Annotated in this window: 17 protein-coding genes and 1 pseudogene; 11 read left to right on the forward strand and 7 right to left on the reverse strand. The window is 71.9% G+C overall.

The window, feature by feature from the left end; translation table 11 throughout:
- Positions 1-51 precede the first annotated feature (51 nt).
- A complete protein-coding gene (locus ABZ471_RS00265) occupies positions 52-1,128 on the reverse strand; it encodes an ADP-ribosylglycohydrolase family protein (protein WP_359060702.1) in 1,077 nt (358 codons plus the stop codon).
- 68 nt (positions 1,129-1,196) lie between these two features.
- Here ABZ471_RS00265 and ABZ471_RS00270 point away from each other — a divergent pair, with 68 nt between their 5' ends.
- The 9 genes and pseudogenes from ABZ471_RS00270 to ABZ471_RS00310 all read left to right on the forward strand — a co-directional run.
- The gene (locus ABZ471_RS00270; protein ID WP_359060704.1) at positions 1,197-2,072 is read left to right on the forward strand and encodes a helix-turn-helix transcriptional regulator; all 876 of its coding nucleotides are present in this window, start codon (positions 1,197-1,199) and stop codon (positions 2,070-2,072) included.
- 96 nt (positions 2,073-2,168) lie between these two features.
- The gene (locus ABZ471_RS00275) at positions 2,169-3,032 is read left to right on the forward strand and encodes a helix-turn-helix transcriptional regulator (protein ID WP_359060706.1); all 864 of its coding nucleotides are present in this window, start codon (positions 2,169-2,171) and stop codon (positions 3,030-3,032) included.
- 93 nt (positions 3,033-3,125) lie between these two features.
- Entirely contained in the window at positions 3,126-3,944 is an 819-nt protein-coding gene (locus ABZ471_RS00280; RefSeq protein WP_359060708.1) for an SAM-dependent methyltransferase, read from the forward strand.
- Positions 3,945-4,023: 79 nt separating this feature from the next.
- Positions 4,024-7,719 carry a nitrate reductase subunit alpha gene (locus ABZ471_RS00285; RefSeq protein WP_359060710.1) on the forward strand — a complete coding sequence of 1,232 codons (3,696 nt, stop codon included), beginning with the start codon at positions 4,024-4,026 and terminating at the stop codon, positions 7,717-7,719.
- Entirely contained in the window at positions 7,719-9,323 is a 1,605-nt protein-coding gene (gene narH, locus ABZ471_RS00290; protein ID WP_359060712.1) for a nitrate reductase subunit beta, read from the forward strand. Before ABZ471_RS00285 ends, narH begins: the two co-directional genes overlap by 1 nt.
- On the forward strand, positions 9,323-9,817 hold the full coding sequence (narJ, locus tag ABZ471_RS00295) for a nitrate reductase molybdenum cofactor assembly chaperone (RefSeq protein WP_359060714.1): 495 nt from the start codon (positions 9,323-9,325) through the stop codon (positions 9,815-9,817). The genes narH and narJ overlap by 1 nt, the downstream gene beginning before the upstream one ends.
- Positions 9,814-10,536: a respiratory nitrate reductase subunit gamma gene (gene narI, locus ABZ471_RS00300; protein WP_359060716.1), complete on the forward strand. Its 723-nt coding sequence runs from the start codon at positions 9,814-9,816 to the stop codon at positions 10,534-10,536. The genes narJ and narI overlap by 4 nt, the downstream gene beginning before the upstream one ends.
- A gap of 200 nt (positions 10,537-10,736) precedes the next feature.
- Entirely contained in the window at positions 10,737-10,934 is a 198-nt protein-coding gene (locus ABZ471_RS00305; protein ID WP_359060718.1) for a hypothetical protein, read from the forward strand.
- A 233-nt stretch (positions 10,935-11,167) separates the two neighbouring features.
- Positions 11,168-11,512 (forward strand): annotated as a pseudogene (locus tag ABZ471_RS00310) (response regulator); the annotation flags it as partial.
- 286 nt (positions 11,513-11,798) lie between these two features.
- On the opposite strand, the gene dnaK reads toward ABZ471_RS00310, so the two are convergent.
- From dnaK to ABZ471_RS00340, 6 genes are all read right to left on the reverse strand, one after another.
- Positions 11,799-13,664 (reverse strand): molecular chaperone DnaK, encoded by a 1,866-nt coding sequence (gene dnaK / locus ABZ471_RS00315; RefSeq protein ID WP_359060720.1) that lies wholly within the window; start codon positions 13,662-13,664, stop codon positions 11,799-11,801.
- 140 nt (positions 13,665-13,804) lie between these two features.
- Complete coding sequence (locus tag ABZ471_RS00320; protein ID WP_359060722.1) at positions 13,805-14,230, reverse strand: OsmC family protein; 426 nt, start codon at positions 14,228-14,230, stop codon at positions 13,805-13,807.
- Positions 14,231-14,296: 66 nt separating this feature from the next.
- On the reverse strand, positions 14,297-16,099 hold the full coding sequence (locus ABZ471_RS00325; RefSeq protein WP_359060724.1) for a hypothetical protein: 1,803 nt from the start codon (positions 16,097-16,099) through the stop codon (positions 14,297-14,299).
- Positions 16,096-17,157: a MoxR family ATPase gene (locus ABZ471_RS00330; protein ID WP_359060726.1), complete on the reverse strand. Its 1,062-nt coding sequence runs from the start codon at positions 17,155-17,157 to the stop codon at positions 16,096-16,098. Before ABZ471_RS00330 ends, ABZ471_RS00325 begins: the two co-directional genes overlap by 4 nt.
- Positions 17,158-17,234: 77 nt before the next feature.
- Positions 17,235-19,385 carry a phage holin family protein gene (locus ABZ471_RS00335; RefSeq protein WP_359061266.1) on the reverse strand — a complete coding sequence of 717 codons (2,151 nt, stop codon included), beginning with the start codon at positions 19,383-19,385 and terminating at the stop codon, positions 17,235-17,237.
- A 102-nt stretch (positions 19,386-19,487) separates the two neighbouring features.
- Positions 19,488-19,925 (reverse strand): hypothetical protein, encoded by a 438-nt coding sequence (locus tag ABZ471_RS00340; protein ID WP_359060728.1) that lies wholly within the window; start codon positions 19,923-19,925, stop codon positions 19,488-19,490.
- Positions 19,926-20,010: 85 nt separating this feature from the next.
- On the opposite strand from ABZ471_RS00340, the gene ABZ471_RS00345 reads away from it, so the two are divergent.
- The gene (locus tag ABZ471_RS00345; protein ID WP_359061268.1) at positions 20,011-20,784 is read left to right on the forward strand and encodes an MBL fold metallo-hydrolase; all 774 of its coding nucleotides are present in this window, start codon (positions 20,011-20,013) and stop codon (positions 20,782-20,784) included.
- 14 nt (positions 20,785-20,798) lie between these two features.
- A complete protein-coding gene (locus ABZ471_RS00350) occupies positions 20,799-21,413 on the forward strand; it encodes a VTT domain-containing protein (protein ID WP_359060730.1) in 615 nt (204 codons plus the stop codon).
- The last annotated feature ends 63 nt before the right edge of the window (positions 21,414-21,476 follow it).

Genomic DNA, 21,476 nt, shown 5'->3' on the forward strand with positions numbered 1-21,476 from the left:
CGGCCGGTCCCTGGTTCGTGGAGCGCCGGATACGTCTTCAGCCTGCCACGTTCAGCCCCGGGCGCACTCCGCCGCGAGGTCGTCCGCGAGTGCGGCGATCGTGGCGCGACCCTCCACCCGCTCGACCCAGGTGTGGGGCAGGCCGACATCGCCGTGCCGGGCGCCGAGCAGGTTGCCGCAGAGGGAGCCGGTGGAGTCGCTGTCACCCGAGTGGTTGACGGACAGCAGCAGGGCCTCCTCGACGCGGGGCGCGGCGAGCGCGCAGTACACGCCGATGGCGAGGGCCTCCTCGGCGACCCAGCCCGCGCCCAGGGACTCGACCTTCTCAGCGGTCGGTGACCCCTGCGCGGCCAGGTCGAGGGCCTCGCGCAGGGCGGCCGTGGTCTCCTCGTGGCCGGGGTGGCACGCCAGCAGGCGCAGCGTGCGCAGCACCGCACCCTCCAGGGACTCGCCGGCGACCAGGTGCGCGACGATCGCGGCCAGGGCGCCCGCCGCGTAGTAGCCGGTGGGGTGGCCGTGGGTGATCTGGGCACTGCGGGCGGCCATGGCGAAGGCCCCGTCGGCGGTGTCGACGAGACCGAAGGGTGCCGAGCGCATCACTGTGCCGCAGCCCTTGGAGTCCGGGTTGACCTGGCCGGGCCTGCCGTCGAGCGGGAGCAGGGGGTCGGGGGCGTACATCTGGGCGACGCCGGACAGGCAGGCGTTGCCGGGGGCGCGGCGGGCATACAGCCAGGCCTCGGCGAGCAGGCCGCCGTGGTGCGGCACTTCGGTCTCCTCGGGGCCCGGCGTCGACTGGGTCGTGAGCCATAGCTCGTACGCCTGGCGCAGCAGCAGCGCCCAGCCGCCGCCGATCCCCTTCTCCCGCTCCCGGGCACGGGCCTGGCGCAGGGCCTCGGCGGTGAACAGGGTCATCTGCGTGTCGTCACTGACCAGGCCGATCCTGCCGTGCGCTCCGGGCACGAGGCCGGTCACCCCGCGCTCACCGTGCGCGGCGCGGATGCGGTCGAGGGAGGCGAACTCGACGGGGTAGCCGAGGGCGTCGCCGACGGCGCCGCCGAGCAGGCAGCCGCGGACCCTGGACCGGTGGACGGCCGCGGCCTCCCAGGACGGCTTCCACGGCTGGTTCATGTGCATGCTCCTCGACTGGGGCCGCCGGCTGCGGTCGCCGGGCGGACTCCTCGACTACGGTCGTCCGTATGACCATTGTCGCGACCGGCCCCTCCGCCTCCGCCGCCACCCCCGCCGACAGGACCGGCAGGAACCGCAAGGCCGACAAGGACAACAAGGGCGACAAGGGCGTCGGTCCGCTGCTGCGCGCCTGGCGGGAGCGGCGCCGGATCTCGCAGCTGGAGCTGGCGCTGCGCGCCGACTCCTCCGCACGGCACATCAGTTTCGTCGAGAACGGCCGGTCCCGGCCCAGCGCGGAGATGGTGCTGCGGCTGGCCGAACACCTGGACGTGCCGGTGCGCGAGCGCAACGCCCTGCTGCTGGCGGCCGGTTACGCCCCGCACTATCCGGAGACCCCGCTGGACGACCCGGCGCTGGACGCGCTGCGCGACGGCATGCAGCGGCTCATCCAGGGGTACGAGCCGTATCCGGCGCTGGTGGTCGACGCCGGGTACACGGTGGTCGCCGCCAACCGGGGCATCGCCATGCTGCTGGAGGGCGTGCCCGAGCGGCTGATGACGCCGGTGCAGAACGCGATGCGGCTGACCCTGCACCCGGAGGGGCTCGCGCCCCGCATCCGCAATCTGCGCGAGTGGCGGGGGCATCTGCTGGCGCAGATGGAGCGGCAGCTCGCCCTGCACCGCTCGGAGCCGCTGCGCACCCTGTACGAGGAGGTGTCCGCCTATCCGGTGCCCGAGGACGCGCCGGGCGGCGAACCGGCCGAGCCGGTGCCGTACTTCGCGCTGCCGCTGCGTATCGAGCACGGGGGACGGGTCCTGTCGTTCGTGTCGTCGATCTCCACGTTCAACACGCCCATGGACGTCACGGTCGCCGAACTCGCCATAGAGACGTTCCTGCCCGCGGACCCGGCGACCGCCAAGTACCTGCACACACTGGCCGGTTGACGGGTAACGCCGGACCGGGTCGGCTCGACCGCCTGTGCGAAGCGGCGGCGCATGACAGACTGCCCGCGTACTTCGGCGCGTAGGGGAGGGCGTGGCGTGAGTGAGCGGCGGGCTGCGCCCACCGTGGGCCAGGTGGTGCTCGGCAAGCGGCTGCAGGAGCTGCGGGAGGCGGCCGGTCTCAGCCGCGAGGAGGCCGCCCGGGTGCTCCGGGTGGCGTCGGCGACCGTACGGCGGATGGAGATGGCCGAGGTCGCGCTGAAGATCCCCTACGTGCAGGTGCTGCTGTCCACCTACGGGGTGGCCGCGGAGGAGGCCGCCGCGTTCGTGCGGCTGGCCGAGGAGGCGAACCAGCCGGGCTGGTGGCAGCGGTTCCACGATGTGCTGCCGGACTGGTTCAGCCTGTACGTGAGCCTGGAGGGCGCCGCCCGGATCATCCGCTCCTACGAGCCGCACTTCGTGCCCGGCCTGCTGCAGACCGAGGCGTACGCGCGCGAGGTGATGGAGGCCGGGACGATAGGGCAGACCGGTCCGGAGACGGTCGAGCGGCATGTGTCGCTGCGCCTGGAGCGGCAGCGGCTGCTGGAGCGGGACGATCCGCCCCACCTGTGGGTGATCATGGACGAGACGGTGCTGCGGCGCCCGGTGAGCATCCGGTCCGAGGTGATGCGCGACCAGCTGGACCGGCTGCTGGAGTACGCCGAACGGGACCGGGTCACCCTGCAGCTCGCCGAGTTCGCGGCCGGCCCGCACCCGGGGACGTACGCCCCGTTCACCCTGTTCCGGTTCGCCGAACCGGAGCTGCCGGACATGGTGTTCACCGAGTACCTGACCGGCGCCCTGTACCTGGACTCCCGCCAGGAGGTCGCCGCGCATCTGGAGGTCCTGGACCACATGACGGCCCGGGCGGCCTCCGCGCAGCGCACACAGAAGATCCTGCGGGAGTACCGCGAGACCCTCTGAGCCCCGGGCGGGCGGCGCACCTGCGGCCCCGGGGTGACCAGGGACCTCCTGAGACCCATGACCGCTTGTGACCGGACGAGGAGCACACACCGCATGACCGGACCGCACGCCGAGCCCCCCACCGCGATCGACACCGGCAGGCCGCACCCGGCGCGGGTGTACGACTGGTGGCTGGGCGGCAAGGACAACTACCCGGTGGACGAGGAGCTGGCGCGCAGGATCCTGGCCGCGGACGGCACGGCGGTGCGCGGGGCGCGTGCCAACCGGCGGTTCATGCACCGCGCCGTCCGTGCGGCGGCCGAGGCGGGGATCCGCCAGTTCCTGGACATCGGCACGGGCATCCCGACCGAGCCCAACCTGCACCAGGTGGCGCAGGGTGCGGCCGCGGAGTCCCGGGTGGTGTACGCGGACAACGACCCGATCGTGCTGCGGCACGCCGAGGCACTGCTGCACGGGTCGGCCGCGGGCAGCACGGAGTACATCCACGCCGACGTCCGTGACCCCGGCACGATCCTGCGGCGGGCCGGGGAGAGTCTCGACTTCGGCCGGCCGGTGGCTCTGTCGCTGGTCGCGCTGACCCACTACCTGGACGACGCGGCCGACGGAGACGACGTGTACGGGCTGGTCGAACGCTATGTCGCGCGGCTCGCCCCGGGCAGCTTCCTGATCCTCTCCCAGGTCACGCAGGACCTCAGCCCCGACGGGGTGGCGCGGGCCGCCGAACTGTTCCGCCGCAGCGGCACACCGTTCCACCCGCGCACGCTGGCCGGGTTCCGGCGGTTCTTCGACGGTCTGGAACTCCTCGGTCCGGGGGTGATGCCCGTGCACGGCTGGCGCCCGGAGCCGGAGGACGTGGCGGTACAGGCGGAGGGCGTCGTGCCGGTGTACGCGGGGGTGGCACGCAAGCCCTGACCCGGACGGGTGGTCTGAACAGGTGCGCTCCCCTGCCCTCCCCTAGGTTCTGAACCACGGGGTGAGCAAGGGAGCGCACGTGACGGACACGCAGCAACCACCCAGGGAGCCCGGCGCGGCGCTGCTGAGTGCCGGGCGGTTCTTCCGGCCGGGCACCCCGGCGCGGGACCTGCACAGCGTGACGCTGACCGGCGGCCGGGGGGCGGACGCCTTCTACCGGGACCGGTGGAGCCACGACAAGGTGGTGCACTCCACGCACGGGGTGAACTGCACGGGCTCCTGCCGGTGGAAGGTGTACGTCAAGGACGGGATCATCACCTGGGAGACCCAGGCGACGGACTATCCGTCGGTGGGCCCGGACCGGCCCGAGTACGAGCCGCGCGGCTGCCCGCGCGGCGCCGCGTTCTCCTGGTACACCTACTCCCCCACCCGGGTGCGCTACCCGTACGTCCGGGGCGTGCTGCTGGAGCTGTACCGGGAGGCGAAGCAGCGGCTCGGCGATCCGGTGCTGGCCTGGGCGGACCTGCAGAACGACCCGGAGCGGCGGCGCCGTTACCAGCAGGCGCGCGGCAAGGGCGGTCTGGTGCGGGCGAGTTGGGACGAGGCGGTGGAGCTGGTCGCCGCCGCCCAGGTGCACACCATCAAGACCTACGGCCCCGACCGCATAGCCGGGTTCTCGCCGATCCCGGCGATGTCGATGGTGTCGCACGCGGCCGGCGCCCGGTACCACTCGCTGATCGGCGCGCCGATGCTGTCGTTCTACGACTGGTACGCGGACCTTCCGGTGGCCTCCCCGCAGGTCTTCGGCGACCAGACGGACGTGCCGGAGTCCGGTGACTGGTGGGACGCCGCCTATCTGGTGATGTGGGGCTCGAACGTGCCGGTGACGCGCACACCGGACGCGCACTGGATGGCGGAGGCCCGCTACCGCGGCCAGAAGGTCGTGGTGGTGGCGCCCGACTACGCCGACAACGCCAAGTTCGCCGACGAGTGGCTGCACCCGCACCCCGGTACCGACGGCGCGCTGGCGCTCGCCATGGGGCATGTGATCCTCAAGGAGTTCTTCGTCGACCGGCAGACCCCGTTCTTCGCGGACTACGTACGGAAGTTCACCGACCTGCCGTTCCTGGTGACGCTGGGCGAACGGGACGGGGCGTACGTGCCGGACAAGTTCCTGCGCGCGGCCGGCCTGGGGCAGGACGGCGAGGGCGCTCAGTGGAAGACGGTGGTCCTGGACCGGGTGACGGGGCGTGCGGTCGTCCCGAACGGCTCCCTGGGCTTCCGCTGGACCGAGTCCGGCAAGGGCAGGTGGAACCTGGAACTCGGCGCGGTGGAGCCGGAGCTGAGTCTGTACGACCATGCCGCCGCGGCCAAGGTCGAGGTGCTGCTGCCCCGGTTCGACACGGAGGGCGGGGAGCACGGGCAGGGGCGCGGGGAGGTACTGCGGCGCAGTGTGCCGGCGACGCGGCTGGGCGGGGCGGACGGCCCACTCGTGACGACTGTATACGATCTACTGTTGGCGCAATACGGTATATGGCGGACCGGAATGCCGGGCAACTGGCCCGCCTCCTACGAGGACGCCCGCTCCCCGGCGACGCCCGCCTGGCAGGAGAAGCACACCTCCGTGCCGGCGGCCAAGTGCGTGAAGATCGCCCGCGAGTTCGCGCGGACCGCCGAGCGGTCCCAGGGCCGCTGCATGATCCTCATGGGCGCCGGCACCAACCACTGGTTCCACTCCGAGACGATCTACCGCGCCTTCCTCGCCCTGCTGCAGCTCACCGGCTGCCAGGGCCGCAACGGCGGCGGCTGGGCGCACTACGTCGGCCAGGAGAAGTGCCGGCCGGTGACCGGCTGGGCGACGCTGGCCGGCGCCTCCGACTGGGCGCGGCCGCCCCGGCAGATGATCGGCACCGCGTACTGGTTCCTCAACACCGGCCAGTGGCGCTACGACCGTTTCGGCGCCGAGGTGCTGGCCTCGCCGCTCGGCGAGGGCAGGTTCGAGGGGATGACGGGCGCCGACTGTCTGGCCCTGTCGGCCCGCGCGGGCTGGATGCCGTCGTATCCGACCTTCGACCGCAACCCGCTCCGGCTGGGCGAGGTGTTCGGCGACCCGGTGGCCGAGGCGGTGGCCGAACTCCGGGAGGGCACCCTGAAGTTCGCGTGCGAGGACCCGGACGCGCCGGAGAACTGGCCGCGCGTGCTCACCCTGTGGCGGGCCAATCTGCTGGGCTCGTCCGCGAAGGGCGCCGAGTACTTCACCAAACACCTGCTGGGCACCCATTCCTCGCTGCGTGCCGAGGAGGCCGCGCCCGGCGAACGGCCCCGCGATGTCACCTGGCGGACGCAGGCACCGGAGGGCAAGCTCGACCTGCTGCTGTCGCTGGACTTCCGGCAGACCTCCTCCACCCTGCTGTCGGACGTGGTGCTGCCGGCGGCCACCTGGTACGAGAAGCACGACCTGTCCTCCACCGACATGCATCCCTTCGTGCACTCCTTCACGCCGGCCGTGGACCCGCCCTGGCAGGCCCGCACCGACTTCGACACCTTCAAGGCACTCGCCGAGAAGCTGAGCGAGCTGGCCGTGGACCACCTGGGCGTCCGCAAGGACCTGGTGGCGAGCCCGCTCCAGCACGACACGCCGGGCGAGACGGCTCAGCCCGGCGGGGTGGTCCTGGACTGGAAGCGGGGGCAGTGCGACCCCGTGCCCGGGGAGACACTGCCGAACCTGACCGTCGTCGAGCGCGACTACACCGCCGTCGGCGCCAGGTTCGCCGCGCTCGGCCCGCTGGTGGAGGAACTCGGGCTGCCCGTCAAGGGGATCGTCCTGAGACCGGACGAAGAGGTCGCGCACCTGCGGGAGCTGAACGGTGCGGTGCGCGGCGGACCGGCCGACGGCCGTCCCTCGCTGGACACGGCGGTGAAGGCCGCCGACACCATTCTGGCGCTGTCCGGCACCACCAACGGCCGCCTCGCCACCCAGGGCTTCCGCACGCTGGAGCGGCGCACCGGGCAGGCGATGGCGCAGCTGGCCGCCGAGCACGAGGGCAAGCGGATCACGTATGCCGACACGCAGGCGGCACCGGTGCCGGTGATCACCTCGCCGGAGTGGTCGGGGAGCGAGGCGGGCGGTCGACGGTATACCGCATTCACGCTGAATACCGAACACAGTAAACCGTGGCACACGCTCACCGGCCGCCAGCACTTCTTCCTCGACCACGACTGGATGCACGAACTCGGCGAGGCGCTGCCGGTGTACCGGCCGCCGCTGGACATGAGCAGACTCTTCGGCGAGCCGCGGCTCGGTCCGGACGGGCAGCAGGAGGTGACGGTCCGTTACCTCACCCCGCACAACAAGTGGTCGATCCACTCCGAGTACCAGGACAACCTGTTCATGCTCGCCCTGTCCCGGGGCGGCCAGAACATATGGATGTCCCCCGAGGACGCGGACGCCATCGGGGCGAAGGACAACGACTGGATCGAGGCCGTCAACCGCAACGGTGTGGTCGTGGCCCGCGCGGTCGTCTCGCACCGGATGCCGGCCGGCACCGTCTACATGCACCACGCGCAGGAGCGCACCGTGAACGTCCCGAAGACGGAGACGACCGGCATGCGCGGTGGCATCCACAACACGCTCACCCGTCTGATCCTGAAGCCGTCCCACCTGATAGGCGGCTACGCCCAGCTGTCCTGGGCGTTCAACTACCTGGGTCCGACGGGCAACCAGCGCGACGAGGTGACGGTGATCCGCCGCCGCGGCCAGGAGGTCGAGTACTGATGCGCCCGATGGCCCAGATCGCGATGGTCATGAACCTCGACAAGTGCATCGGCTGTCACACCTGTTCGGTCACCTGCAAGCAGGCGTGGACCAACCGGCGGGGCATGGAGTACGTCTGGTTCAACAACGTCGAGACCCGGCCCGGACAGGGCTATCCGCGCCGCTACGAGGACCAGGAGAAGTGGCGCGGCGGCTGGGAGCTGAACCGGCGCGGATCCCTGAAGCTCAAGGCGGGCGGCCGGCTGCACAAGCTCGCCGGGATCTTCTCCAACCCGAAGCTGCCGGAGATCAAGGACTACTACGAGCCCTGGACGTACGAGTACCGCAACCTCACCGACGCCCCGCTCGGTGACGACTATCCGGTCGCGCAGCCGGTGTCCTCCCTCGACGGCAAGCCGATGAAGATCGAGTGGTCCTCGAACTGGGACGACAACCTCGCCGGCGCCCCCGCCCACGGGGACCTGGACCCGATGGTCGAGCGCACCCGCAGGCAGGCCGCGGAGAAGGTGAAGTTCGCGTTCGAGCAGACCTTCATGTTCTATCTGCCGCGCATCTGCGAGCACTGCCTGAACCCCTCGTGCGTGGCCTCCTGCCCGTCGGGGGCGATGTACAAGCGGGCCGAGGACGGCATCGTGCTGGTGGACCAGGACCAGTGCCGGGGCTGGCGGATGTGCGTGACCGGATGCCCGTACAAGAAGGTGTACTTCAACCACGCCACCGGCAAGGCCGAGAAGTGCACCCTGTGCTATCCGCGTATCGAGGTCGGCCTGCCGACGGTCTGCTCGGAGACGTGCGTGGGCCGGCTGCGCTACCTGGGCGTGATCCTGTACGACGCCGACCGGGTGACCGCGGCCGCGTCCGTGCGGGAGGAAAAGGACCTGTACGAGGCCCAGTTGGGCGTGTTCCTCGACCCCGAGGACCAGGAGGTGCGGCGGGCCTGCGCGGTGGCGGGCATCCCGCGCGACTGGACCGAGGCCGCCCGCCGCTCCCCCGTGCACGCGCTGATCAGCAGGTACCGGGTGGCGCTGCCTCTGCATCCCGAGTACCGGACGATGCCCATGGTCTGGTACATCCCGCCGCTGTCGCCGGTGGTGGAGGCGCTGACCGAGACCGGGCACGACGGGGAGGACGCGCAGAACCTGTTCGGCGCCATCGACACGCTGCGCATTCCGCTGGAGTACCTGGCGGAGCTGTTCACCGCGGGCGACACCGCTCCGGTGCGGGCCTCGCTGGACAAGTTGGCGGCGATGCGCTCCCACATGCGTGCGATCAACCTCGGCGAGGAACCGGACCCTGCGGTCGTCGCCGCCGTCGGCATGGAACCGCACGAGGTCGAGGAGATGTACCGGCTGCTGGCGATCGCCAAGTACGAGGACCGGTACGTCATCCCGACCGCCGCCGTCGGCGACGCCCGCCGGCTGGAGGAGTCGGCCCTGCCCGGCGGGTGCAGCCTCGACTACGACGGCGGGCCCGGCATGGGCGGCGACGGCCCGTTCGGCCAGGACTCCGGCCGCAGGCAGCTGCCGCTGGTGTCCGTGGAGAACTTCCATCTGCTGCGCAGGCGGCAGACCTCTGACCAGGCGGACGACGCCAAGGAGACCTGATGCCCTCGGACGCGGTGCTGTACCAGGCGGCGGCGCTCTGCCTGACCTATCCGGACGACGACTTCTTCGCCCGGCTGCCGCTGCTGCGCGAAGCCGCCCCGCAGCTGCGGACGTTCACCGACCACGCGGCGGTCACCGCGCCGCAGGAGCTGGCCGCGCACTATGTGCAGGTCTTCGACTTCAGGAACCGGCACAGCCTGTATCTGAGCTGGTGGCGGGACGGCGACACCCGGCGGCGCGGCATGTCCCTGGTCCGGTTCAAGGACGTCTACCGGGAGCACGGGCTGGAGTTCAGCGGCGAGGAGCTGCCGGACTTCCTGCCGGCGGTCCTGGAGTTCACCGCCCGCACCGGCAACACCGGTCTGCTGACCGCATACCGCGACGGCCTGGAACAGCTGTGTTCCCGGTTGACCGACTACGGCACACCGTATGCAGGCGTCCTGGATGCGGTATGCGCCACACTGCCGACCGCATACACCGGAGCGCGCTCATGACCACTCTCCTGTGGGGCGCGCTGCCCTACATCGCCTTCGCACTGCTGGTCGCCGGGCTGGCCTGGCGCTACCGCTACGACAAGTACGGCTGGACCACGCGCTCGTCGCAGATCTACGAGTCGAGGCTGCTGAACATCGCCTCGCCCGTCTTCCACTACGGCATCCTGTTCGTGCTGGCCGGGCATCTGGTCGGGCTGTTCGTGCCCGAGTCCTGGACACACGCGATCGGCGTCAGCGAACACACGTACCACCTGTTCTCGCTGTACGGCGGTACGTTCGCCGGTGCTCTCGCGCTCTGCGGCCTGGGGCTTCTCGTCCACCGGCGGCGGACGCGGGCACCGGTGTTCCGGGCGACGACGGTGAACGACAAGGTGATGTACCTGTTCCTGGTCTCCGCCGTCGTGCTGGGCATGGTCGCCAAGCTGAGTCATGTGTCGGGCAACGGATACGACTACCGGCAGACGATCGCTCCGTGGGCGCGCAGTCTGTTCATGCTCCGGCCGGACACCCAGCTGATGGCGGACGCCCCGGTGCTGTTCCAGGTGCACGCGGTGGTCGGCATGGTCCTGATCGCACTGGTGCCGTACACCCGGCTGGTGCACATGTTCAGCGCACCGGTGCCGTACCTGTCGCGGCCGTATGTCGTCTACAGGACACGGGATCCGGAGCAGCTCGGCCCGCGTCCGGAGCGGCGGGGCTGGGAGCGGCTGGGCGGTTAGCCATGCCGAGGTCGAGGGACGCCAGGTCCAGGGGGAGGGAGCGGGTATGGAATTCCTATGGGTTCCACGAGACGTTGACCATGTGCCTGAACCGGTTTCGTTCTTGCGTCGCCGGACGGTCCCGGCGGACCACGTGTCGTTCGACATGCGGAAGGAAACCGCCACAGGAGAGAAAGTCGAAGCTGACTCGTAGGGCCCAGATGGCCGTTGCCGCCGCGATCGTCGTCGCAGGGTGCTCGGGTGGTGCCGGCTTCGCGGCCGCGTCGACCTCCGGCTCCGCCCCGACCCTGACGGAGGTGCCGGGCGCGAAGCCCGACAACCTCGACAACGTCAAGCCGGGAGAGCCGGTCGAGGTCGGCCGGACCGGCGGCACCGACACCGCCGCTGTCGCCCGGTGACTGTGCGCCCCGAGGCGTGTCGGCGGAGGTCGGAGCAGCCGGAGGCCTGCCTGATGCCGAGGTGCATCCTCCCTCCGCGTCCGTGATCGGCGGAACCCAGGATTGTCCGAGTTATCCCTGCCGGGTGCGAGGGCCCCGTGTCCGGTGGGGGCGGGATGTGTGTGCTTGATCGAGAACGACGTTCGCTTGCGGCGGAGCGCGCCGGCGGGGTCGGTGGACAAGGAGGTGGCCCGGTGCGGGTGCTGGTGATCGAGGACGAGGTCATGCCGGCCGAGGCGCTGCAGAGCGGGCTGCGCCGGGCAGCCATGGCGGTGGACATCGTCCACGACGGCGACGCGGCGCTCGAGAGCCTGGCCGTGACCGAGTACGACGCCGCCGTCCTGGACCGGGATCTGCCGGGTATCCACGGCGACCGGCTCTGCAAGCTGATCGTGGAGAACCACCCGACCTGCCGCATCCTGATGCTGACTGCGGCACGCCGTCCGGGCGAAAAGGTCGCCGGGCCGGAACTGGGCGCGGACGACTACCTGACCAAACCGTTCGAGTTCCCGGAGCCGGTCGCGCGGCTGCACGCCCTGAACCCTTCTACCGTGGCGGAGGGCGCACCGCCGGCAACGAGCCCCGCGCAGCCACGGTCTGGGACTCGCACTCGCTTCGGCCATCGCCACAGCACACCGGGCGGATCTGGCGCTGAGCGCCGATTCCGGTGGCGGCCTGACCGTTGGCATCACCCTGCACCTGGCACGGCAACATCCCAGGCTCATGGACTCATCGGTTCCCGGCGCCGCTCGTCCCGAGAAGCGGCGGCAGGGCGACGGACGACCCGTACTCGGTCCGGAGTCGGCCTGATCCGCCGGACAGGCCCTAGGCCGCACCGCCCTTCGCGTCGCGTTCGTCGTCGACGATCTCCGCGTCCACCACGCCCTCTTCGTCGGCACCGGTGCTCTGTTCCTCGGCCGGAGCGCCGGAGGCCGACGGCTGGGCCTGGGCGTACATCGCCTGGCCCATCTTCTGGCTGACCGTGGCGAGTTTCTCGACTCCTGTGCGCAGGGCTGCCGGGTCCGCGTTCTGCTCCAGCAGGGTCTTCAGTTCCGTGACCGCCGCCTCGACCTCGGTGCGGGTGCCGGCGGGCACACGGTCCTGGTTGTCGCGGATGAAATTCTCCGTCTGGTAGACGAGTTGCTCGGCCTGGTTGCGGGTCTCGGCGGCCTCACGGCGCTTGCGGTCCTCCTCCGCGTACTGTTCGGCCTCCCGCATCATGCGGTCGATGTCGTCCTTGGGCAGGGCGGAGCCGCCGGTGACGGTCATCTTCTGCTCGCGGCCGGTGGCGAGGTCCTTCGCGGAGACGTGCATGATGCCGTTGGCGTCGATGTCGAAGGCCACCTCGATCTGCGGGACGCCGCGCGGGGCGGGCGGCAGGCCGGTGAGGTCGAAGACGCCGAGCTTCTTGTTGTAGGCGGCGATCTCGCGTTCGCCCTGGTAGACCTGGATGCCGACCGAGGGCTGGTTGTCGGTGGCGGTGGTGAAGATCTCCGAACGCCGGGTCGGGATCGTGGTGTTGCGTTCGATCAGCCTGGTCATGATGCCGCCCTTGGTCTCGATGCCGAGGGACAGCGGGGTGACGTCGAGGAGCAGGACGTCCTTGACGTCGCCGCGGATGACTCCGGCCTGGAGGGCCGCGCCGACCGCGACCACCTCGTCGGGGTTGACGCCCTTGTGCGGGTCCTTGCCGGTGAGGTCCTTGACCAGGTCGGTGACGGCGGGCATCCGGGTCGAGCCGCCGACCAGGATGACGTGGTCGATCGCGGACAACTGCACCCTGGCGTCCTCGACCGCCTGGTGGAAGGGCTGCTTGCAGCGGTCCAGCAGGTCGGCTGTCAGCTCCTGGAACTGGGCGCGCGTCAGCTTCTCCTCCAGGTGCAGCGGGCCCTCGGCGGAGGCGGTGATGTAGGGCAGGTTGATCGAGGTCTCCGAGGACGAGGACAGTTCGATCTTGGCTTTCTCGGCGGCCTCGCGCAGCCGCTGCACGGCCATCTTGTCGGCGCCGAGGTCGATGCCGTACTGCCCCTTGAACCGTTTGACCAGGTACTCGACGACCCGCTGGTCCCAGTCGTCGCCGCCGAGGTGCGTGTCGCCGTTGGTGGCCTTCACCTCGATGACGCCGTCGCCGATCTCCAGCAGGGACACGTCGAAGGTGCCGCCGCCCAGGTCGAAGACGAGGACGGTCTGCTCCTCGCCGCGGTCCAGGCCGTAGGCGAGGGCGGCGGCCGTGGGCTCGTTGATGATCCTGAGCACCTTGAGGCCGGCGATCTCCCCGGCCTCCTTGGTCGCCTGCCGCTGGGCGTCGTCGAAATACGCCGGTACGGTGATCACGGCGTCCGTGATGTCCTCGCCGAGGTAGGCCTCGGCGTCCCGCTTCAGTTTCTGCAGCACCCGCGCCGACAGCTCCTGTGCGCGCAGCCGGGCGCCGTCGACGGAGCCCTGCTCGGGGAAGCGCCAGTGCGCGTCGCCCATGTGCCGTTTCATCGAGCGCGCGGTGCGCTCCACGTTCGTCACGGCCTGCCGTTTGGCCACCTCGCCGACCAGTACCTCGCCGTTCTTCGCGAACGCCACCACGGAGGGTGTGGTGCGCGCGCCCTCCGCGTTGGCGACGACGGTGGGCTCGCCGCCCTCCAGGACGGCCACCACCGAGTTCGTCGTCCCGAGATCGATCCCGACCGCACGTGCCATGGTCCGTCCCCTTCCGCCCGGGCGCCTCACGCCCTTCCAGCACAAGACGTCCGTACAGCGCTGTCAATGCAAGGGTTCCCGGAAACGGCGCTGCCGCACCCCCTGCACGGGAGTGCGGCAGCGCCGAGGTGGTACGACGGTCAGGCCAGCTCGGCCGTCAGGGTGATGGTCGTGCCGGTCAGGGCCTGGCTGACCGGGCAGTTCTTCTTGGCGTCCTCGGCGGCGGAGGCGAAGCCGTCCGCGTCCAGGCCCGGCACCTCGCCGCGGACGGTGAGGTGGATGCCGGTGATGCCCTCACCGGGCTGGAAGGTGACGTCGGCCTTGGTCTCCAGGCGGGCGGGCGGGGTGCCGGCGCCGGCCAGGGCGTGCGAGAGGGCCATGGAGAAGCAGCTGGAGTGGGCGGCCGCGATCAGCTCCTCCGGGCTGGTCTTGCCGTTCGCGTCCTGGGCGCGCGAGGCCCACGTGACCGGCTGCCGCTCGATACCGGAGGAGTCGAAGCTGACGACGCCGTTGCCCTCGAGAAGGTTGCCTTCCCAGACGGTGTGTGCGGTGCGCGTGGTAGCCACGGTGGTTCCTTTCGCGTGTGGTCCCGTGTACGGGTTCCTGCGTCCCCCATCCGATCACATCCGGGCTCACTGCACCTTGAAGACCGGGCCACGCGGGGTGAACGGGAGGCGACCGCCCTGCGGGATCAGATAGGCGTGCTCGCGCCGCACCCGCAGGGTGTCGCACCAGCCGTCGGTGATGACCAGCACCGGAGCGCCCGGCGGGAAGTCCTCGGCGCGGTGCAGCAGGTCGATGCCGGGCTGCAGGACCGTACCGCCGCGCCCGCGCACCCGTACCCGGCCGGCGATCTCGGTGACCGGCACATAGCCCGCGTCGTGCGGGGCTGCGTCGCAGAACACCACACGGGCGGCCGGTACGTCCCGGGCCCCGGCGTAGGAGGCGATCGCACCGAGGGCCTTGCCGAGCAGGGTGCGGTCCATCGAGCCGGAGGTGTCGAGGACCACGCCGAAGGTGCAGCGGGCGATCTCCTCGGGCGGGAAGTGGCGGCCGGCGCGGGGGATGTCGGGGGTGGCGGACTGGCGGCGCGAGGGGCGGGCGTAGGACCGTACCGGCTGCGGGCTCGGCACGAACTCGTCGAACCAGCGGGCCAGTCGGGCGTCCCAGGGCAGCGGCGGGTGGCTGAGCGCGCGGATCTCCTCGACCAGCCCGCCGGGCAGGAGGCCGCGCTGCTGCCCCTGGTGCAGGTCCAGGCCCCGCACGAGGCCGCGGCGGTAGAACTCGTCCAGGTCCACGGGGGTGCCGGGCGGGCCGAGGGGGGCGCCGAGGACGTCGCCGAGGCCCTTGCCGCGCAGGGTGGCGAGGCGGCGGATGCGGCGCAGGTCGCCGGCGATGCGGTCGTAGACCTCCTCGGCGGACAGACCCGCCAGCTGCGGGTCGTGCAGCAGCCCGTCGGGCATGGTGCCGACCTGCATCTCGGCGAGCCAGCCGTTGATGACGTAGTCGCAGGCGACGTTGAACAGGTAGGGGTCGCGGGTGCCGCAGCGGTCTCCGTGGCGCAGGGCGGCGTGCAGCATCTCGTGGGCCAGGACGAACCGCCACTCCTCGTCCTCGAAGGTGCGCAGCGGGTTGACGTATATCTCGCCGGCCTCGGCGTTGACGGCGGCGACGGCGATGCCGTGGGCGCGGGCGAGTTCGGCGTCGGCGACCAGCGTGATGCCGGCGGCGATGCCGCCGAGCAGCGGGTAGGAGGAGACGAACCAGCTCAGGGCCCGCTCCCAGGGGCGCAGCCGGGTGGGGCCGCCGGTCATGGCGTCGCGGCGGCCGCCGGCCAGGTCCATGGCGGTGGCCATGGTGCGGGTGAGGCCGTGGGCGAACGCGAGCTGCCAGTCGGGGGGCCGCTGGAGGTGTCCGGTCCAGGGCACGAGGAGCTGGTCGGGTTCGGTGCCGGCGGTGCCGCAGTGCTCGTACCTCGCCGGGATGTGTGCGGCACGGCGCCAGCGGGCGGCGATCTGCTCCTCGTCTCCGGCGGGGTAGGAGGCGGGCAGGTCGTCGGGGGTGCGGCCGACGGGGAAGGTGAGCAGGAAGCGGTTGACGACGGCACAGCGTGCGGCGAGGTCGTAGCGGTCCGGCCGGACGCGTTCGCCCCTGGCGGCGGGGACGTGTCCGAAGCCGAGGTGGATCAGGCCGTGGGCGATGGCCCAGGCCCACTCGGCGGGCTCCGCGCGGCGGGTGGGGTGGAGGTGGGCGCGGCCGCCGGAGTCGATGCGGACCAGGCCCTGGCGGGGCGAGTCGGGGCAGTCCTCGCGGCGGCACATGTCGGCCTCGATCGCGGCGAGCGCCGGGTTGGCCCACACCAGCTGGACGCCCTTGGCGCAGTCCTCGGCGGCCGGATCCGGCTTCTTCCTGCTCTTCGCCGTACGGCTGCTCATCGCCGGGCCTCGACCAGCCGGGGCATGTCGCGGGCGGCCTCGATGAGGAACCAGGCGGGCAGGACGGGGTTGCCGTCGGCGTCGGCGGCGATGACGCTCTGCGCGACCTCGACGGAGATCTCGGCGAGCTGCACCAGCAGCGACTTGGCGCGGTAGGCGGTCTGCCGGCCGTTCGCCGACATGTGCTCCTTGCTCGCCGGCAGCTCCTTGACCAGGCGGCCGCGGAAGGACTCGGCGAGGTAGTAGAGCAGGTCGCGGTCCTCCGGGCGGTGCGGCCAGCGGGCGTCGCCCCGGAGGATCGCCTCGATGCCGAACCGGCTGCGGACGATCTTGACGTAGCCGCAGAAGGCGGTGGCGTGCGCGGGGGTGAGGGTGCCGTGCGCGAGGACGGTCAGGGTGGGCTCGTCGAGGCCGGGGCCGAAGGAGTGCAGGGCGTCGGAGAGCATGTGCCAGGAGCGGGGCGTGGAGAACGGCTCCTCGGTCCTGGGCGGCTTGGACCACAGGTGGTCGGGCCGGTCGGTGAGGTGGTCCAGGATCCACGGGTGGATGCCGTGGCCCGCGGCCCAGGCGAGCCAGTCCTTCGGGGAGGCCTCCAGGTGGACGTGGGCGAGCCGGTTGACCAGGGCGGACGCGATGGGCCGGGCGAGGGCGTTGTCGGTGGCGCGGTTGCCGGCGCCGATGACGATGGACCCCTCGGGCAGCTCGTAGCTGCCGATGCGGCGGTCGAGGATGAGCGAGTAGAAGGCCTTCTGCACATCGGGGGTGGCCGCGTTCAGCTCGTCCAGGAACAGGCAGTACGGCTCGTCGCGGGCGATGGTCTCCGGCGGGCAGAACACGGAGCGCCCGTCGCGGATCTGCGGCACGCCGATCAGGTCCTCGGGGGCGAGCTGGGTGCCGAGCAGGCTCACGCACTCCAGGCCGAGCGAGGCAGCGAACTCCCGTACCAGGGACGACTTTCCGATGCCGGGGGCACCCCAGACGAAGACGGGCCGGACCGTGGCGAGGCCGAGCAGCAGTTCGGGAAGGCGGGCGGGGGTGACCGTGACGGCAGCCTGCAAAGCAGAGGCTCCTTGGGGGGTCGAGGATGTGCGACTCGGACAGTGTGGGTGTCCGTCCCCTCGGGCGCAGCCGATTTTCAGGCGGCCCGCTCCTCCTCGGCCTCCGTGCCGATCGGCACCTGGGGGCCGTTCGCCTCGCGCAGCCAGCGGCGCAGGACGCGGTGCACGTGCTCGGCGCCGGTCAGCTCCTCGCCCTCCCCGGCCGGCGCGGACAGGGTGAGCGGGGAGAGCAGGAAGGGCCGGGACTGGGCGCCGCCGAGGCCGCCGTGGGAGCCGATCTGCTCCTCGAAGGCGAGGACCTCGCCGTCGGCGGGGTCGTGGCAGGAGTTGACCATGATGTCGGCGGTGTGCGGGAAGGAGTGGGTGCGGCGGACGGCGTCGGCGGCGCCGGGGCCGAACCGGGCCAGGGGGCCGGGGCGCTCGTCCAGTTCCGCCAGCGGGATCTCGGTGCCGTAGGGGCCGAGGAGCACGCCGTCGTGTGCCTCGCTGCGCACCAGCAGGAAGCCGATGCCGGGGTGGTCGGCGAGGGTGGTGAGCAGGGCGGGGTGGCGGGCCTCGATCTCCTCCTTGGTCATGCGGTGGGAGACGTCCGGGAAGGAGACCAGGCCGAGGTTTCCGGAGGCCAGCACGATGGGTTCCGAGCCGCGGGAGGGGCGGTGCCGTTCGCCCTTCTCCTCCACGGGACGCCGCAGGGCTGCGCGGACGGCGGTGCGTGCCTCGGCGCCGCTGCGGGTGCTCCCCCACTGCTCGACGCGTGGGGGGACCCCCATGGCCCGGCGCGGCACGGGCAGTCCGCAGCCGGCGCGGACGAGGTCGGCGAGGGTGAGGCCGTAGCGGGCGCGGAAGGTCTCACCGGGGCTCTGGCCGTGGTCGGACAGGATCACGATCCGGTAGGGGCGCGGGGCGTGTTCGGCGGCCTTCTCGATGAGGGCGAGGGACCGGTCGAGGCGCTGGAGGACCTTCTCGGCGTCCTGGCTGTGCGGCCCGGAGTGGTGGGCGACCTCGTCGTAGGCGACGAGGTCGGCGTAGACGGCGGTGCGGCCGGCGAGCAGATCGCCCATCACGGCGGCGACCACGACGTCCCGTTCGACGACGGTGGCGAAGGCGCGCACGAAGGGGTAGAGGCCGCCGCGGCTCACCCGGGGCCGCTGCCTGCGGATCCGGGCCCGGACGGACTGGCCGATCTCGCGGGCGACCTCGGCGACGAAGGACAGGGCGGTGCGCACCGCGTTGGCGGGGTCGGAGAAGTAGGCGAAGTAGCCGGCGCGGGAACGGTGGTCCCGGCCGCGGCGGCGGGTGGCGATGGACAGGACGAGGGCCTGTTCGCCGGCGCCGCCGCCGAACAGGTTGCCGCGGCTGGCGCCGTCGACGGTGAGCAGTCCACCGTCGCCTGTATGCAGTATGGCGCGGCGTTGCAGTTCGACGGCGCTCGTCGGGCGATTGCATACCATCACCTCGCCGCGGTCCTTCTCGTACCAGCGGAAGGCCGGGACGTCGAAGGTGCTGCCGTGCAGGATGCCGAGCTGGCTGGCGCCGGTCTGGCTGGACCAGTCGGTGCGCCAGGGGGTGAGCCGGTGGGTCGGCTGTATACCGTCGCCCGTCTCCCGCATAACGTCACCCGTCTCCTGCATACCGTCAACTGTCGCCAGCCAGCGGCCGACGGTCGGCATCAGGCCCTTGCGGATCGCCTCCGTGAGGACGTCGTGGCCGACGCCGTCGAGCTGGACGCAGACCAGGCCGGGCGTGACCGCACACGGCGGACCGGCTCTGCGGCGGCGGTCGGCGAGGCGCAGCAGGCGGCGGCGGTAGGCGTCGTCGTCGCGTACGGCGAGGGCGGCGCCGGTGGCCGAGGCGACGGCGGACATCGCGGCGGCCACGATGACGGCGGTCTCCGGGGCGGCCTCGCCGCGCCCGGAGGGGTTGATGCGCAGGGCGAGCAGCAGCAGGGAGCCGTTGAGGAAGAAGACCAGCAGGCCGAGGACGAGGGCGGGCACGAGCAGCAGGAGGCGTATCAGGAGCGGCCACACCACGACCGAGAGCACACCGAAGGCGCCGGCGCCGCACGCGGCGGTGACGGCTATCTGCGTGGCGCTGTCGCCGTCGGCGGACTGGAGCCGGAAGTCGGGCAGGAGGCCGGCGAGCACGAGCATGGTGAGCGTGGAGACCGCCCATACCGTGGCGCTCCGCCCGACCTGGCTGGCGATCCGCCGCCACCGTACGCACCGCACGCCCCGCACGCCCCGTACACCTCACGTCCCGGCCCGCTCGCTCGCCGGGCCTGACTCCACCTTGTCACACGGGGAGTGGGAGGCCCGGTCGGGTCGGCTGCGTCAGCGTCCGTCGTAGCCGGCCGTCGGCATCGACAGCCGGCGGTGCACGCGTGCCTTCATCTGCGCGTCGTACGACGGCTCGGCGCGGCCCACGGTCTCCACGCGCACCCCGCGCCGTGCGCACTCGGCGGTGAACTCCTCCACCGAGGACAGGGCGCGCTCCAGTACGCGCCGGCTGGGTGCGACGAACAGGTCGACGCCGGGCCGGACCCCGTCCCACAGTTTGCAGTGGTCGAAACGCAGCCCGCCGACGAGCAGTTCCCGCACCACCACGTAGCCGCGTTCCGCCGCCCATCGGGCGCACATGGCGTGCTGGCTGCGGGAGTCCACCAGGAAGGGGTCGGCCTCCAGCTCCTCCAGGGGTGTCAGGCTGGCGATGGCGGTGACCCGCACCGGCACGAGCCCGAGCCCGCCCGAGGCACCCCGCAGCTGTCCCATGGCGTCCCCCTCACCTCCGGGTTTCGCCGCCGACCCTACTCCTGCCCGTAGGCTTCGGGGGAGTCGCGTGAAGGGGGCGAAGAGGGTGCCGGTGGAGATCACCTGGTGGGGTCACGCCACCTGCACGCTCCAGGATTCGAACATACGGGTGCTCACCGATCCTCTGTTCGCCGTTTGGCTCGCGCATCTGAGGCGCCGCCGGGGCGCGGTGCCCCCCGCCGAGGCCCGCCGCGCGGACGTGGCGCTGGTCTCCCATCTGCACGCCGACCATCTGCACGTGCCCTCGCTGGCCGCCCTCGCCCCGGGCACGCGCCTGCTCGTGCCCCGGGGCGCACCACGCGCGGTGCCCGGGCTGCGCAGGCTGCGGCAGTTGCGGATCTCCGAGGTGGTCCCGGGGGACGAGGTCCGGGTCGGGAGCCTCCTGGTGCGGGTGGTGCCCGCGCGGCACGACGGGCGCCGGCTGCCGGTCGGCCCGCACCGCTCCCCCGCGCTCGGGTACGTCGTCGAGGGCGAGGCGCGGACCTACTTCGCCGGGGACACGGGGCTGTTCGACAGCATGGCCGAGGAGGTCGGGCCGGTGGACGTGGCCCTGCTGCCGGTGGGCGGCTGGGGACCGTACCTCGGCGAGGGGCACCTGGACCCGGGGCGGGCGGCGCGGGCACTGGCCCGGCTGGCGCCGCGGGCCGCGGTGCCGGTGCACTACGGGACGTACTGGCCGATCGGCATGGACGCGGTGCGCCCGCACGAATTCCACGCGCCGGGCGACGAGTTCGTACGCCTGGCGGCCGCGGCCGCTCCGCAGGTGGCGGTGCACAAGCTCGGGCACGGGGAGAGTGTGCGTCTGGAGGTCGCGCGGTGAGATGGCCGGCCGCGGTGGCGCTGGCCGCTGCTTCGACGTCCACGGTGCCGCCGGAGTCCACGCAGCAGGCGGTGGGGTATCCGTCTCTGTTCCTGCTGGTGCTCATCGGGGCGTTGGTGCCGGTGGTGCCTACCGGGGCGCTGGTGAGTTCGGCGGCCGTGGTGGCGTTTCATCAGACGGCGCCGTTCTCTTTGCTGCTGGTGTTCCTCACGGCTTCGCTGGCGGCCTTTCTGGGGGATGCGACGCTGTACTGGCTGGGGCAGCGGGGGATGCGGTCGCGGAACGGGTCGCGCTGGCTGGAGGCGATCCGGGCTCGGGCGCCGGAGGAGCGGTTGGCTCGGTCCCGGGAGAAGTTGGCCGAGCACGGGGTGGCCGTGCTGGTGCTGTCGCGGTTGGTGCCGGCCGGGCGGCTGCCGGTGATGTTGGCCTGCCTGGTGGCCGAGTGGCCCCTGCGGCGCTTCAGCAGGGGGAACCTGCCGGCGTGCCTCGCGTGGGCGTTGACGTACCAGGTGATCGGGATCCTCGGTGGGTCCCTGTTCGCGGAGCCGTGGGAGGGTGTGGTGGCCGCGGTCGGGGTGACGCTGGTGATCAGTGCGGTTCCGAGTGTGGTGCGGCGCGTTTCGCGGTAGCGCCGTCGGGGTTCGGTCGTCCTCCGAGTACGGGTGCGCAGCGGCCGGTCGGGCGGTTCGCCG

Origin of the sequence: Streptomyces sp. NPDC005728, from assembly GCF_040630895.1 — a bacterium.
Classification (GTDB): domain Bacteria; phylum Actinomycetota; class Actinomycetes; order Streptomycetales; family Streptomycetaceae; genus Streptomyces.

What these genes read in the sequence shown, in the direction of transcription:
- narH (WP_359060712.1), top strand. Translation starts at nt 7,719, where the DNA reads ATGCGCCCGATGGCCCAGATCGCGATGGTCATGAACCTCGACAAGTGC.
- ABZ471_RS00265 (WP_359060702.1), bottom strand. Translation starts at nt 1,128, where the DNA reads ATGAACCAGCCGTGGAAGCCGTCCTGGGAGGCCGCGGCCGTCCACCGG.
- ABZ471_RS00270 (WP_359060704.1), top strand. Translation starts at nt 1,197, where the DNA reads ATGACCATTGTCGCGACCGGCCCCTCCGCCTCCGCCGCCACCCCCGCC.
- ABZ471_RS00280 (WP_359060708.1), top strand. Translation starts at nt 3,126, where the DNA reads ATGACCGGACCGCACGCCGAGCCCCCCACCGCGATCGACACCGGCAGG.
- dnaK (WP_359060720.1), bottom strand. Translation starts at nt 13,664, where the DNA reads ATGGCACGTGCGGTCGGGATCGATCTCGGGACGACGAACTCGGTGGTG.
- narJ (WP_359060714.1), top strand. Translation starts at nt 9,323, where the DNA reads ATGCCCTCGGACGCGGTGCTGTACCAGGCGGCGGCGCTCTGCCTGACC.
- narI (WP_359060716.1), top strand. Translation starts at nt 9,814, where the DNA reads ATGACCACTCTCCTGTGGGGCGCGCTGCCCTACATCGCCTTCGCACTG.
- ABZ471_RS00340 (WP_359060728.1), bottom strand. Translation starts at nt 19,925, where the DNA reads ATGGGACAGCTGCGGGGTGCCTCGGGCGGGCTCGGGCTCGTGCCGGTG.
- ABZ471_RS00325 (WP_359060724.1), bottom strand. Translation starts at nt 16,099, where the DNA reads ATGAGCAGCCGTACGGCGAAGAGCAGGAAGAAGCCGGATCCGGCCGCC.
- ABZ471_RS00305 (WP_359060718.1), top strand. Translation starts at nt 10,737, where the DNA reads ATGGCCGTTGCCGCCGCGATCGTCGTCGCAGGGTGCTCGGGTGGTGCC.